Raw genomic sequence first — 14,049 nt, 5'->3', positions numbered from 1 at the left:
ACATTCGTGACGAGGGGTTTATGGACGATCCAGTCGATAACAAGCCGCCCACGCTCTGGCAGATGCTGCACAGTGTCATGGCGGCGGCGTTCGGGGTGCAGAGCGGGAAGAACCGGGCCCGGGATTTCACCCACGGCAAGCCCAGTCATTTTGTGATTCTGGGGATTCTGTTCACGACGGTGTTCGCCTTGGCGCTCTACGGCATCGTGCAGCTGGTGCTGTTGCTGGCAGGGGTTTAGCGCATCAGGGTTTGCAGGCTGAACGGATAGCGATAGGACGTCGGCCGTCCCTTGGCCGACAGGCGGCGGAAGTCCACGCCGTAATCCGGCGAGTCGCCCATGGCCAGCATTCGCCTGGCGGTTGCCCTGTCGACCAGTTGCAGTAATGGAATCTGGCGATCACGACCGCCGTACTGGCTGATGTCCACGCCCCGATCGAGGTCATGCAATTCCACCAGAGCCCAGCCACCCAGGGTGAAATGACCGCCCAACAGGACGCTCAATCGTCCATCCACTTTCGCTTTCAACGCGGCGGTAGAGGTGTTGACCGCGCTGAACAACGCGCCCTTTCCGGGTACGCCGCCGGTCTCTGAATACGCCTGCATGGCGCCAAACGCCATTTCGTCATTGGCGGACCACACCAGCGACACCTTCGGATAGCGCCGAAACAGCAATTTCGCCTGTTCATACGCACGGTCCCGAGTCCAGCCGCTGTACACCAGTTGCCGCAAACGCACCTCGGGATGCTCGGCCAACGCGCGCATCATGCCTTGCTCGCGCAGCTGCGCCGATGGCGTGATCTTCAGGCCGGAGAACGCCAGCAATTCGATCACCTCACCGGGCGCCACGGGCGGATGCTGGCGGATCAGCTCCTTGAGCATCAGGTAGCCGCCCTCTTCATCGTTGGGCACCAGGCTGCCCAGCCGATCAGGGCGCTCACCCAACAGGCTCAGTTGATTTGCCGTGAGCGACGCGTTGACCATAAACAGCTTCACCCCGCTGCCCTGAGCCAGGCGCAGGATTTGCGGGGCAACGTACTGTTCGTTGACGAACACCAGATAGTCAGGACGATCGGGGCCTTGCAACGCTTGACGGGCTTGCGCCAGCGCGAGCTCCGGCATGCGCCGGGAGTAGAGAATGCGCAGATCAATACCCAGATCCGTGGCGGCTGCCTGCATGAATTGCGAATAACTGACCCAGAAGGCTTCATCCACCTTTCCCGGATTCAGGAACAACACCGATTCCGCACGCGCAGCAGGGCCGCAAGCCGCGCCCAGCATCAGCAGGAAGGTGTAGAAAAACTTCAGCATTGATCGTCCGAGCCCCCGGAAATTCGCTGCGCATTATAGCCAGCGAACCTCCGTAAAACGGCGTTTATTCCGGTTTTTGTCCGACAATCGTCAGCGTCGGGCCCGGACGGGGTCGGTTATTGATGGCTGACCCAGAATACCGCGGTGCCTACGACCAGAATGATCAGAAACAGAATGGCCCACGCATCGACCGTACTGTCAGGCTTTGAAGCTTTGGTAGGGTTGCTCATTGCATCGCCTCTTGTCGGTTTTATCGGTGATTGCATAAAGACTCGACCACAGTAAAGACGAGGATTGCCCACACCACAAATACGGGTTTATCAATAACGGTTCTCGTTAGTCGTTTTGGTTCTTTGCATATACTCAAACATCACTTTTGCGCATAACTCCAAACTGGTATCTTGCCCCGGCTCCGTAGGGAGTGCGCGGCCGTGCGCGCAGAATTGCCGAGGCAGTATCGGAGATGTCAGCAAGCGAAAATCGCCACTGGATCCGACCGGCCCAAGCCTGAGAACAGGACTTATATGTACGTATACGACGAGTACGATCAGCGGATCATCGAGGACCGCGTCAAGCAGTTCCGTGATCAGACCCGACGCTATCTGGCAGGCGAGCTGAGCGAAGAAGAATTCCGCCCTCTGCGCTTGCAAAACGGGCTTTATATCCAGCGTTTCGCCCCGATGTTGCGGGTGGCGGTGCCTTACGGCCAGCTGACTTCGCGCCAGACGCGAATGATGGCGAAGATTGCCCGCGACTACGACAAGGGCTATGCCCACATCAGTACCCGCCAGAACGTGCAGTTCAACTGGCCGGCGCTGGAAGACATCCCGGACATCCTGGCTGAGCTGGCCACCGTGCAGATGCACGCGATCCAGACCAGCGGCAACTGCCTGCGCAATGTCACCACCGACCAGTTCGCCGGCGTCGCTGCCGATGAGCTGATCGACCCGCGCCCATGGTGCGAGATCGTTCGCCAATGGACGACATTCCACCCGGAATTCGCTTACCTGCCGCGTAAATTCAAGATCGCGATCAACGGTTCGACCTCCGACCGTGCCGCCATCGAAGTCCATGACATCGGCCTTGAGCCGGTACACAACGCTGCGGGCGAACTGGGCTTCCGTGTGCTGGTCGGCGGTGGCCTGGGCCGCACCCCGGTGGTTGGCGCGTTCATCAATGAATTCCTGCCGTGGCAAGACCTGTTGAGCTACCTCGACGCCATCCTGCGTGTGTACAACCGCTATGGCCGTCGCGACAACAAGTACAAGGCGCGGATCAAGATTCTGGTCAAGGCCCTGACGCCTGAAGTCTTCGCACAGAAAGTCGATGCCGAAATGGAACACCTTCGCGGTGGCCAGACCACGCTGACCGAAGCCGAAGTGCATCGCGTCGCCAAACACTTCGTCGACCCGGACTACAAGGCACTGGACAACCAGACCGCCGAACTCGCCGAACTCGACAAGCAACACCCGGGCTTCGCTCGCTGGCGTACCCGCAATACCCTGGCGCACAAGAAGCCGGGTTATGTGGCCGTGACCCTGTCCCTGAAGTCGACCGGCGTTGCGCCGGGCGACATCACCGACAAGCAGCTCGACGCCGTGTCCGACCTGGCCGATCGTTACAGTTTCGGTCAACTGCGCACCTCCCACGAGCAGAACATCATTCTGGCCGACGTTGAACAGAGCCAGTTGTTCGCCATGTGGGGCGAATTGCGCGAGCAAGGTTTCGCCACGCCGAACATCGGGTTGCTGACCGACATCATCTGCTGCCCTGGCGGCGATTTCTGCTCGCTGGCCAACGCCAAATCGATCCCGATCGCCGAATCGATCCAGCGCCGTTTCGACGACCTGGATTATCTGTTCGACATCGGCGAACTCGACCTGAACATCTCCGGCTGCATGAACGCCTGTGGTCACCACCACGTCGGCCACATCGGCATCCTCGGGGTGGACAAGAAAGGCGAAGAGTTCTACCAGGTATCCCTCGGCGGCAGCGCCAGCCGCGATGCGAGCCTGGGCAAGATCCTCGGCCCGTCCTTTGCCCAGGAAGCCATGCCTGACGTGATCGAAAAGCTGATCGACGTGTACATCGAACAACGTACCGAAGACGAGCGTTTCATCGACACCTACCAGCGTATTGGCATCGACCTCTTCAAGGAACGCGTCTATGCAGCGAATCATTAAGAACAACGAAGTCGTCGACGAAACCTGGCACCTGTTGCCAAAGGACTTCAACATCGACGAGATCAGCAACTGCGACGACCTGATCGTCCCGTTGCAACTGTGGCGCGAGCACAGCCGCATGCTCAAGGCCCGTGATGGCGGCCTGGGTGTATGGCTGGATGCCGATGAAGAAGCCGAAGAGATCGGTGAAGACGTCGCGAACTTCCAGGTCATCGCCTTGAACTTCCCGGCCTTCACTGATGGCCGCAACTACTCCAACGCCCGCCTGCTGCGTGACCGTTACGGTTTCAAAGGTGAACTGCGGGCGATTGGCGATGTGTTGCGCGACCAGCTGTTTTACATGCATCGCTGTGGTTTTGACGCCTTTGCGATTCGTGCCGACAAAGATCCGTACGAAGCCCTGGAAGGTCTCAAGGACTTCTCGGTGACCTATCAGGCCGCCACCGACGAACCGCTGCCGTTGTTCCGTCGCCGCTGACCACATAAAGCCCTGGTCCAATGGGATCAGGGCTTTATCGGCTCCACCCATCTGCTATCGCTCGATCGGAATCGGTCGCCCCAAAGCCACCCAGTCCCGGTAAATCTGCGCACGGTTTTCCAGTGTGGTGAACACCGCAAACGGGTTATCGAACGCGCCCGCCGGCATCAGTGGATTCAGGGTCAATCGGCCCCACAATTCATCCGAAGCATCCGCTTCACTCAACAGCCGCCATACCCGTGCCTGAAGATCCAGGTAATTGACCCGAAAATCCGGGGTGAGGGTCAACGTGTTCATGGTCCCTAGAAACCGCCCACCACCCGGCTTGAGCGCCAGTCGCAGCCAGACCTGCATCCTGGCCTCGCGCAGCCCTGGTTCAATCCCGTTCAACCAGGCCAACGGACTCGCATAGTCAGCACCCTGTGCACTCAACCACAGGTTGATCCCCGTTTGTTCTCGATGCGCGACCAGCCGCTGCAAGGTGTCTTCATCGCTCAACGGGTTGTTCCACAGCAGCACCCGATCCCTGGCGATCGCCTGGTTCAGCACCGCTTGGGGGATGCGCGTGATCTGGTTATCGCGCAAATCCAGGGACGTCAGGTATGGCTCATCCATGATCCCGACCGGGCAATGGCTGATGCGGGTATTGCGCAGGTTGAGTTGGCGCAGATTGTTCAAGCCCAGCACCATCGGCGGTACACCCAACGGGTTGTCGCTCAGGTCGAGGCTTTGCAAGCTTTTCAGCTCAGTCAGTTGTGAAGCAGCGCGTTCACTGAATACCAGCTGGGTGGCGCGCAGATTGAGTGAGGACAGGTTTCTCAACTGGCACAGAGCAGGCGGCAAGGCATTCCCTTCCTGGCCGTCCACCAGGAAATGACGCAAGTCGACGTTTTCCAGATTCAACACCTCGAGATTCGGGAAGCTCTCGAGAAAGCCGTTCAGACTGTCCTCCTCGGTCAGATGGAAGCCTTGCATCGACAATTCGACCACATCATCAAGCCGCACGCTCAGGGTGGGCAGTCGGTGATAGTCCTCGAAGGCGAGATCGAGCCTGACACGGCGGTTCGGCGCGCGCTTTTGCCAAATGGCGGCAAGTTCCACGGCGAGCTCCGTCCTGACTGTCTGTTCCTCGTGCAAGGCCATTTGCAGGAAGTGGGCATTGTGCACGGCAATTTGGGCAGGGTTCATACCCGCCGCCTCTTCATCGCCCATGGCCAGCATGGGAATGTCCATGTCGGCAATGTCTTGCACCGTTTGCTCGACCCAGCCATTCAACTCGGTGTTGAGTTGTTGGAACTGCAGATTCAGCCGATCGATATACGCCTGTACCGAGACGCCTTCGCGCTGTATGACCTGATCCACCTCAGCATCGGTGAAGTCCGGGTAAATATCCTTGATCTGTAATCGGGTGGCTTGCAATGCCATGGCTTCACCCTGAGGCGTCGACGGGTAGCCTCCACCGCGCAACCCCTGGCGTTCGAAGGTCAGCCCTGAATCGAGCCTTTGCAAACCGAGCAGGGTTTCAGCTCGGGACAATGCACAATCGCTGAGGCTTAGCCGCAACTCGCTGGCCGGATTCCGTGATGTGAGATGCAACACCGAGCGTTCCTCGTCCGACAGCACGCCGAGGATCGCGTCATAGAAATCCGTTGGCCGACCCTGCCGCAGGTAACCGTTGCCTGCCTTGATGACGCTTCGGTAATGGGTGGCATCAAGGGGCCCGCAACGGTCAAGAACCCGGCCGGTGGACGAACCGTCGAGGACCTCGATTCGCAAATCTTGCGGCCAGCCGGGCAGGTTTTTCAGGGAGTGCAAGGCCAGCGTGTCCGTGTCGGCATTCGCAACCGCCCGCAGATAAAAACCTTCATAGGCGCGATTGAGCCGCACATGTTGTTGGTATTCCCGTGCCTTGCCGTCCAGGCGTGCGAAAAGCTGCCTGGCATCGGCCACGTCGGGTGTCTGTTGGATGTCCACGCCGTAGCGGTCAAGCATTTGCTCGATCGCGGCTGTTGGCAGGTCCGGGTACTGCTGCTGGAACAGACGGACCCATTCGTGCTCCGAACGCTGGAGTGCTTCGTAACGCTGACTGAATTGCGCAGCCTCCCCGACCGGGCCGAGATCGTGATCGATCCTGAAGCGACTGATGGTGTCCGCCAGCAAGGGCGTCGGCGAGCGGCCAGCCTGCATCAACCGCAGCATATCGTCGTCAATCGCGCTGACCTTGCCGATCTGTGCCAGCACTTCATCACTGAAAGACGCCACCGAGGGGCCGATGGCGCGAATGAGCTCGACGCGGCTCGCTGGCGTCACGCTCACCGGATCGGGCGTCGGGGCAACGGCCACTTCCGACTCAGGCCTGAGTTCTTCCGCTGCTGAATCGACGATGGCCGTTTCCCCTTTCAGCGCCACCTCCGCGCCTACCGGCAACGCATTGAGCAAGCCAAAAACAGTGCGCGTCACGCCCTCTGAGCGATCGCGTGAAGTTGTGCCATTGGCCACCTGATCAATGCCGTAGCCCGCGTCAATAAGTCCGGCCAGCGCCAGTATCCCCTCGCCTCCCGGAACGAACAACGCCAGTGGCCCGAACCGGTTGACCCACTGCACAAGCGGTTCAACGACTGCGCTTAGATTGCCACGATTGACCTGGGCATCGTCACGGATGCTTTGGACAGTGGCCCGGGCGGCCTGCTTCATCGTCAGCACGCAGTGGGCAAACGCATCGGTGGCGGATGCAGGATCGTCGTAGCCGATGTACTCGTCCGGATCCCAGTAGCCGTCGTTGTTGAAAAAGCCGGCATTGTTCGTCAGCCAGTGTTTCCCCGGATACAACGCCATGCCATCCAGCGCCGTCAGGACACCGGCATGAAACGTACCGTCCTCGCGATCATCCTCGGCAAAGTGGGCGGCCAAAGCCTGTTTCGTTTCATTCACCCGGCCTTGTGCGGCAATCCATTGGTGCAGTTGAGTCGCGTCGGCGAATTCGTGCAGCGGGGAAGAATTGCCGGGGATGAACAACAGCACTCTGGCACTGGCGGTGTCACGGAAGGCCCAGATATCTGTCGCGGTGTAACGGTAGAGCTTCAACCGCCCGGCCCTGACGGCTGAAGGAGCGAGAGTCGGTGCTTGCAGTTGCTCGATGGTCAGCGTTTCCCACGGCTGATCCGGCGGCAAACCTGCCGCTTGCATCGCAAGCTTCAGGCCTTTTGGCGACAGGCGCTGTTCGTGAAGTTGCAACCAGGCCGCCATGACGAACGCCGCTTTGACCGACGTTCTCAACGCATAAGGTTTGGGTGCGAGAATGACGTCATCGGCCGGCCAGGCTTGACCGAGATACGCTTCGTACAAGCCCTTCAATTCCAGTTCCCAGACCCACTTCTTGAACTCGGCTGGCCTGAGATTGATCTGTGTCGGCGGCCCGTAGACTTGCGGTGCGGTTCGGCGATAAACACCTTCATACGTCTGGTGATTGCCGCTGCCGTGATCGGCAAACTCATCGGCATTTTCCACGATGCGTACGGCGGGTCCGATATCCGGTGGCGTGTACAAGCCGAACGCGGTTTCGGCGAAACGGCCGTCCCCCACAGTCTGGTCGTTGGACAGCAACGTTTGCAGCAGCGACCGGGAGCTCGCCACCCGCCCCTGCTCGATACCGTTTTCTGCAGGATGCCCCTTGTAGTTGTAATCGAGCGTGACCAGCAAGGCCGTCTGCGGATCGATGCCCGCCCCCCACTTTTCCTTGATCAAGCGTTCGCCAAACTGGCCCGGGGATTGTGGCAAGGCGAGATCGATACCGGCTTTCAGTTCGGCACGCCATCCTGGCATTGCCGACGGCGTCTGGCCGTCGACAGGATCGTGAGTGAAATCGTTCATCGGGACGCCCCCGAATGGGCGCTGGAACTCGGGACAGGCGCTGCGGGATGGCGTGTCAATGCCGCGCCAGTGAGTTGCCTGAGCAATGCCCGACGCTCATTTTTGAAGTTGTCAAAAATGGCATTCAGGCGTTCCGTGGCCACCGCGCGCGAGAGTTCAGCCTGCCCCTCCACTTGCGCAAACTCCCGCGCCGACCGGTCGGCGACGGCCAGGAAACGGTCTGGATGTGATTCTTCCAGATATTCCACCCAAAACTGTTGAGTGATGGTCCATTCCAGTAACGCGCTGGTGCGTTCGGTGCTCAGTACTTTTTGAAAAGCCCGCTCCAGTGCCGCCGGAGCCACCTCGACATTCAACGCCGATACCCGCGTTCTCGGCTGACCCGGCAAGCCCAGGCGTTCGGCCAGCCCCACGCGATACGCAAGACTGATCTCCAGGGCATGCTCGTAGCTTCGAGACTGCGGACCGGTCCGCGCATTGATATCCGCCAGCGCGAATCCCTCGACCTCATGTAACCTGAACAACCCCCTGAGCAGGGTGATCAGTTGCTGCTCCACCGATGCCGCCCCGGCCAGGGCCGCGGTCATGGCCCGATAAAACAACACCTGTATTTCCATCTCACTGAAGAGTGCCGAGTAGCCATCAACGCTGAACCTTCCGACCTCAGCCAGGCGAAACAGCCTGCGTCGCATCCGTTCGTCTTCCGCCGCGACCTCCAGAACGTTCCAGATCCGCTGGCTGAAGTGGTTGAAAAGATGGGTGTAGTCGGCTGTTTCGGACAGTCGTGCAAGTACATTGAAAAACCCCCTGGAGTCTGGATAGGCCCGCAAGGAATCCCACAACTCACGCTTGCGAAGGGTTTCTGTCGAGCCTGGACCTGCAAGCCACGCTGAACTTTGCGCCTCGACTGGCGTGTACACCGTTGAACGACGATATTCCGAGGCAATGACCCCGAGGCTCACGCCGGTTTTCTGCTGATGTGCAGCGACCTTTTTCAACGCGTCGGCAGACAACGGGTTGCCATGAAGGTTGGTGCTCTTGTTAGGGACCGCATGGGCCCTGAATACCTCCTCCGGTAGCGTTTCTATCTGATTGTCACGTAGATCGAACTCGCGCAGTCGCGGCAGACTGGAGGCGCCCGAAGGCCACGTTTTTATCCCGGTCCCTTGCAGGTTCAGGTGCTCCAGGTGTTGCAGCCTGCTGACATCGGGCGCCCTCGTGAGGTGCGGATTAAAGGCCAGGTTCAGCGATTGCAGGCTGGTCATGCCCGCCAATTGAGTCACCGACTCGGTGGTCAGTTGGATCAGGTTATCGCTCAGATCCAGATGAACCAGCCTGGACATCGCGCCCAGCGCCAGCGGCAACCTTGTCAGTTGATTGCCCCTCAGTGACAGGCTTCGAAGATTTTTGAAGTTTTGCAGAAAAGCATTCAGCCCGGCGCTGGCGCCCACGCCGTCCATCACCAGCCTGTCTACGTGACTGAAATCCGCGACGATGACTGGCAATTCGCCCAGGGGCCGGGCGTCAATCGTGAGTGTGGTGAGAAGCTTCTCACCAGACTCTGTCGTCACGGGTTCGTTGCGCCAGCAGCGAATGATTGCCTGAGCAACGCGCTCTTTGCTGAGCCGACTGACCTCCTGCCTTGAGCCCTCGGGCGGCTGATGCCAGGTTTGCCGACTGACCCAGTGGCTCAGAACCTGCCTGATGGTTTGAAATTGCAGCCTCAGCGCTTCCAGCTTTTTCAGGACGACGGTCAAGTTCCCCCCCAGCGCATTCACCAAGGCGTGAATTTTTACGGGAGAATGCATCGGATAAAGTTCCAGCGCCCTGCGTACCAGGACGTCGTGGGTGCTTTTGATATCCAAGGGTACCGGTAACACAGGAGAAAACGACGTGATGGGCCTGTCAGCCAGCCTCATCGGGGAGGTGTAGCCCGATCGCGACGGTTGAGCATCGATAAGTTGCGCAATGGCTGCTCGCCGCGTCAGGGCGAGCTGCGTGATCTTCTGTCGCAATGCAGCCCCGCCGTCGTCCAGGTTCACGCCCAGTGCTGTTTTGCGTTGCGCAGAAAGTCCATGCCAGAGTGCCTTGAAATAATGTTCGCGCGTACGTTTCTGGAATGTGGTCGCGGGTGTGCTGTCGCCGACAGACACGCTGTATCGATCGGGATGAACGCTGACCTGCACCTTCTCCGTCGCTTGCACGAGTCCAATACCGGCCACCTCGTCGTGAGCACTTGACGACCCCTCTATCTGTACCCGCGCATTGCCGGCCCATCCAGGCAGTTGCTCAAGGGTGTCGAGTACCAAACGATCCGTGGACGATCCGCCCACAGCGTTGAGATACAACCCTTCATAAGCCCGGCTGACATGCACCAGCTGCATGTAGCGACGGGCTTCCTCAGCCAGCCGCAACGGTACGTTACCAGCCTCCAGGCTGCTCCACTCCCCGGTGTCGGCATGCCGCACCAGTTCTTCGGCAATCGCCGAAGGTAAGTGGGCAATCTTCTGCATCAACACCGTCGCACGGGCATCACCGGGAACTTCGGTGCGCTCATGGATTCGCTCGAACAGCGCAAGTTTGTTGCTTTCGGCTTGATTGGCAATGATTGTTGTCAGGGCCGTTGCCTGGACCGTGGCGCCCTGGGTATTCGAGCCCAGAAGGCTTTGGCGTTGAGCATTGTCCAGAGCGGATAGCAAGGCAGTATGTAACTGCCCTTTATGTAACGCATCCTGATTGAGACTGACGGTTTTTCCCGGTACCGCAGTGGCCGCGCCATAGAAACTCACTTGCCGACCCGCAGCATTGACGACTTTGATGGCAGAGTTGACTGGCCAATGACTGGATGCCGTCAGCAGATGCAATTGCAGATCGGGGTCCGCCAGGGAAGCCGAGGACGGGGTTTTCAACTGGTCGATAAAGTCCGTGACCGCAGCATCTGCCCGAAACCGTTGCACCGTATCGACCAGCAAGGCCGGGGGCCTGCTGCGGTCAACGTGTGCCTGGCGCAAAAGGGTGTCATCGATCCCGCAGACCGCAAGGATTTGCGTTGCGGCGGTATCTGACAATTGTTCGCGGGTGTAACCGAAACGGCGAAACAATTTGAGCCGATCCCATTCTTGCGGCAGTTCCGAGTCATGTCGCCAGGCCCCTGCATCATTGGTTTCGAGCTCGGGCGCATAGGTGCCGACGCTATTAACCGGGGGGATCACCTCCCACAGGTCCGTCGCCGGTTTTGGACGTACCGCATAAAGACTCGTATCAATGGGAAGGTACGCTTGACCGCCCACCCAATGCAGTCCTCGTACATCAGGCGCGAGCGTGCGAGGTAACCGCCGGCTCTGTTGATAGCCCGACAGGTCCGGATTCCACAAACGGCCTCGGGAATCCACGCCCGGAACCTTTCTCAGGCGCTCGATGAAGACGGAGGTCCTGATGGTTTTATACGCCGTGCCAACGGCTGCCGAGCCTGCGGCAAACGCGGCCATCAGAATCAGGTTTTCGACGGTATCGAACAGATAGTCCGTGGCCTGTTCCTGCTCGCCTCTGGACCAGCTGGCGACGCCTTCATACACCTCCGACAGCAGCTGCATGACCGTCACTGCCAACAGGATGTGGCCTACAAACGGTACAAACGACGCACCGAACAAAAGGAGGTTGAGACCTATGGACTTGTAGGTCTCCAGTCTGTCCAGTCGGGTTTTTTCGTCTTCATCGTCGGTGGGCACCACCAGAAGCCGGGTATCCGCCATGACCTGGCTTGTGTACTGACGAAATATTTCCTGAAACATGTCACCTTGTATGTCTGCACCAGACAGCGAGACGTAAACACTGCTCGCGGGAAGAGGTGAGGAAGCAGGCGACGTCAACCCCTTATCAAGGGCTTGCAGAAACGCAGACCGTTCACCCAGCTTGATGTAGCGCATGAAGAATTTCCTGAACGCGGTGGTTCTCAATCGCCCACTCAATTCCACCTCGAAATCCTTGAACGACACGTACTCCTTCAAAGGATGCAACGGGTCATCCGGCAGATAAACCACGCAGCGGTAATCGTCATCCTCATGCTCGCCGACCGGCCCGATAAACATTGCCCCATTGATCGTTACATCAAACATCGTCAACGCTTGGTAACCCAGTGTGTTGGTACCCAGCTTGACAGGCTGCTGTTCCTTGACGGCCTTTAACACCTGGTGCATTTCCGTACTGACAGTCTTTTTCATCAGCGCTATATGCCGCTGCACTTCAAAGCTGTTCTTTGCGTGCGCAACATACTTGTTACGCAATTCGTTAATGCCGGAGGCCGGTTGAAACAACGATTGAACATGCGCCTGATATTGTTTCCCAAGATCAAGTTTTCGGCACAATGCAGCAAACTCATGCGGCTCTATCGATACTATTTCGTTGACAGTGCCGGTGATTGATTCAGGGATGTAAATCAACGAAGTATTACTATAGTTTCCGGGCAGTGTTTCATTGAGTTCAAAATTTTCACAGGCCGCGGAGAGCAAATCCCGATCAATCGGCAGGACGAGCTTCTTGCGAAGCCCCAGCAGACTGGACGTTGACCGTACGTGCTGAAAGATCACGCCCACCGTATCAAGCGGTGTGCCCAGCTTGTCCGACATGGCTTGGGCCAGCAGCGGAGTACAGAAGCTTTCAGGCGACTTCAAGCCCTTCAGGATGTCGCCGAGCTCACTCCTTGAACGATGGCTGGTGATCAGACTTTCATAGAGCTCACGTCGCAGTTGACTTGAGGCGGTCAACAACCAGCCTGGTGTATTACTTTTAATCAAATCGAAAAAAACACCCTGTTGATCTGGAGTTAATACAGGAATGTTTGGGTTCGCGGGCAGAGATGACATTGTGACCACTCGAAATTAACTAGGAACGCTAGCCTATCGAGCGACTTTCTTAAAAAGTGCTACATATATACCGCCACAAAAAAAAACGGCCCCTTTCACTGCGAGACAATGAAAGAGACCATTATTAGCATGTGTTACCAGAAACGTTGCTGAGTCAACCGGCTCCACCAGTTCAGCAATACGCGATCGACCGAACCGCTGGCCGCCATGCCGATGCGTTCCTGCAGGCTTTTGCGTTCGGCATAGTGCAGGTGATAAAGCTCGGATTTTTTCGCCCGTTCGGCGAGGTACTCATCGCTGGTCTTGAGTTCGTCAACCAGCTGCTTGTCGAGCGCGGCAACGCCGAGCCAGATTTCGCCGGTGGCCACTTCGTCGATGGCCAGTTGCGGGCGATAGCGGGACACGAAGTTCTTGAACAGCTGATGGGTGACGTCCAGGTCTTCCTGAAATTTCTCACGGCCCTTTTCGGTGTTTTCGCCAAATACGGTCAGGGTCCGCTTGTATTCGCCGGCGGTGAGGACCTCAAAGTCGATGTCATGCTTTCTCAGCAGGCGATTGACGTTTGGCAACTGCGCCACCACCCCGATCGAGCCGAGGATGGCGAACGGGGCGCTGATGATCTTCTCGCCGATGCACGCCATCATGTAGCCGCCGCTGGCCGCAACCTTGTCGATGCACACGGTCAGTGGAACGCCGGCATCACGAATGCGCGCCAGTTGCGAAGACGCCAGACCGTAGCTGTGGACCATGCCGCCACCGCTCTCCAGACGCAGCACGACTTCATCCTTTGGCGTGGCCAGGGTCAACAGCGCGGTGATTTCATGGCGCAGGCTCTCGGTAGCCGAGGCCTTGATGTCGCCATCGAAATCCAGCACGAACACCCGGGATTTTGCCTCGGGCTTCTTCTTTTGTTTTTTCTCGGTTTTCGCTTCGACCTTGCGCAAGGCCTTGAGCTGTTCCTTGTCGAGCAAGGTCTGCTCCAGGCGCTCGCGCAGCCCTTTGTAGAAATCATTGAGTTTGCTGACTTGCAACTGGCCGGCCGACTTGCGTCGACCTTTACTGCGCAACGACGCGAAACTGGCCAGGACCACCAGAATGGCGATCACCAGTGTCACGGTTTTAGCCAGGAAACTGGCATATTCGGACAGAAACTCCACAGGGACTCCTTCAATACAAAGCGCTGCATTAACGCGCGCGGGATAGCATCAGCATACCCATGCGCCGGCCCGCCGGCCAGCCGTGAAACCTCTGGCAACAGGCTGTAACGGGCATTTCAAACAAGCGTATGTTTTTTCATTGACAGCTCACCCTCATCCTCATAACCTCGCCAAACCTTCAACGTACCGG

At 58.3% G+C, this 14,049-nt stretch carries 7 protein-coding genes; 3 read left to right on the top strand and 4 right to left on the bottom strand.

The window, feature by feature from the left end; genetic code table 11:
- Positions 1–20: 20 nt before the first annotated feature.
- A complete protein-coding gene (locus tag B723_RS19200; protein WP_017339173.1) occupies positions 21–239 on the top strand; it encodes a DUF2970 domain-containing protein in 219 nt (72 codons plus the stop codon).
- Here B723_RS19200 and B723_RS19195 read toward each other — a convergent pair.
- A complete protein-coding gene (locus B723_RS19195; RefSeq protein ID WP_017339174.1) occupies positions 236–1,309 on the bottom strand; it encodes an ABC transporter substrate-binding protein in 1,074 nt (357 codons plus the stop codon). The genes B723_RS19200 and B723_RS19195 overlap by 4 nt on opposite strands.
- A 524-nt stretch (positions 1,310–1,833) precedes the next feature.
- On the opposite strand from B723_RS19195, the gene B723_RS19190 reads away from it, so the two are divergent.
- Together B723_RS19190 and B723_RS19185 are read left to right on the top strand one after the other, a co-directional pair.
- The gene (locus B723_RS19190) at positions 1,834–3,492 is read left to right on the top strand and encodes a nitrite/sulfite reductase (RefSeq protein ID WP_017339175.1); all 1,659 of its coding nucleotides are present in this window, start codon (positions 1,834–1,836) and stop codon (positions 3,490–3,492) included.
- Positions 3,476–3,970 carry a DUF934 domain-containing protein gene (locus B723_RS19185; RefSeq protein ID WP_017339176.1) on the top strand — a complete coding sequence of 165 codons (495 nt, stop codon included), beginning with the start codon at positions 3,476–3,478 and terminating at the stop codon, positions 3,968–3,970. The genes B723_RS19190 and B723_RS19185 overlap by 17 nt, the downstream gene beginning before the upstream one ends.
- Positions 3,971–4,024: 54 nt before the next feature.
- Here B723_RS19185 and B723_RS19180 read toward each other — a convergent pair whose 3' ends face one another.
- The 3 genes from B723_RS19180 to sohB form a co-directional block, all read right to left on the bottom strand.
- Positions 4,025–7,840: a dermonecrotic toxin domain-containing protein gene (locus tag B723_RS19180; protein ID WP_017339177.1), complete on the bottom strand. Its 3,816-nt coding sequence runs from the start codon at positions 7,838–7,840 to the stop codon at positions 4,025–4,027.
- Positions 7,837–12,702, bottom strand: coding sequence for an NEL-type E3 ubiquitin ligase domain-containing protein (locus B723_RS19175; protein ID WP_031318972.1), 4,866 nt, complete (start codon positions 12,700–12,702; stop codon positions 7,837–7,839). Before B723_RS19175 ends, B723_RS19180 begins: the two co-directional genes overlap by 4 nt.
- A 134-nt stretch (positions 12,703–12,836) precedes the next feature.
- The gene (sohB, locus tag B723_RS19170) at positions 12,837–13,859 is read right to left on the bottom strand and encodes a protease SohB (RefSeq protein ID WP_017339179.1); all 1,023 of its coding nucleotides are present in this window, start codon (positions 13,857–13,859) and stop codon (positions 12,837–12,839) included.
- Positions 13,860–14,049 lie beyond the last annotated feature (190 nt).

It is taken from the genome of Pseudomonas fluorescens NCIMB 11764, from assembly GCF_000293885.2.
Lineage (GTDB): Bacteria > Pseudomonadota > Gammaproteobacteria > Pseudomonadales > Pseudomonadaceae > Aquipseudomonas > Aquipseudomonas fluorescens_B.
The sequence above is the reverse complement of the archived record's forward strand: the minus strand, read 5'-3'. Positions and strand labels throughout refer to the sequence as shown.

Bases quoted from the DNA above. Each gene is read 5' to 3' on its own strand.
- B723_RS19195 (WP_017339174.1), bottom strand. From the start codon at position 1,309: ATGCTGAAGTTTTTCTACACCTTCCTGCTGATGCTGGGCGCGGCTTGC.
- B723_RS19185 (WP_017339176.1), top strand. From the start codon at position 3,476: ATGCAGCGAATCATTAAGAACAACGAAGTCGTCGACGAAACCTGGCAC.
- B723_RS19190 (WP_017339175.1), top strand. From the start codon at position 1,834: ATGTACGTATACGACGAGTACGATCAGCGGATCATCGAGGACCGCGTC.
- B723_RS19180 (WP_017339177.1), bottom strand. From the start codon at position 7,840: ATGAACGATTTCACTCACGATCCTGTCGACGGCCAGACGCCGTCGGCA.
- B723_RS19200 (WP_017339173.1), top strand. From the start codon at position 21: ATGGACGATCCAGTCGATAACAAGCCGCCCACGCTCTGGCAGATGCTG.
- B723_RS19175 (WP_031318972.1), bottom strand. From the start codon at position 12,702: ATGTCATCTCTGCCCGCGAACCCAAACATTCCTGTATTAACTCCAGAT.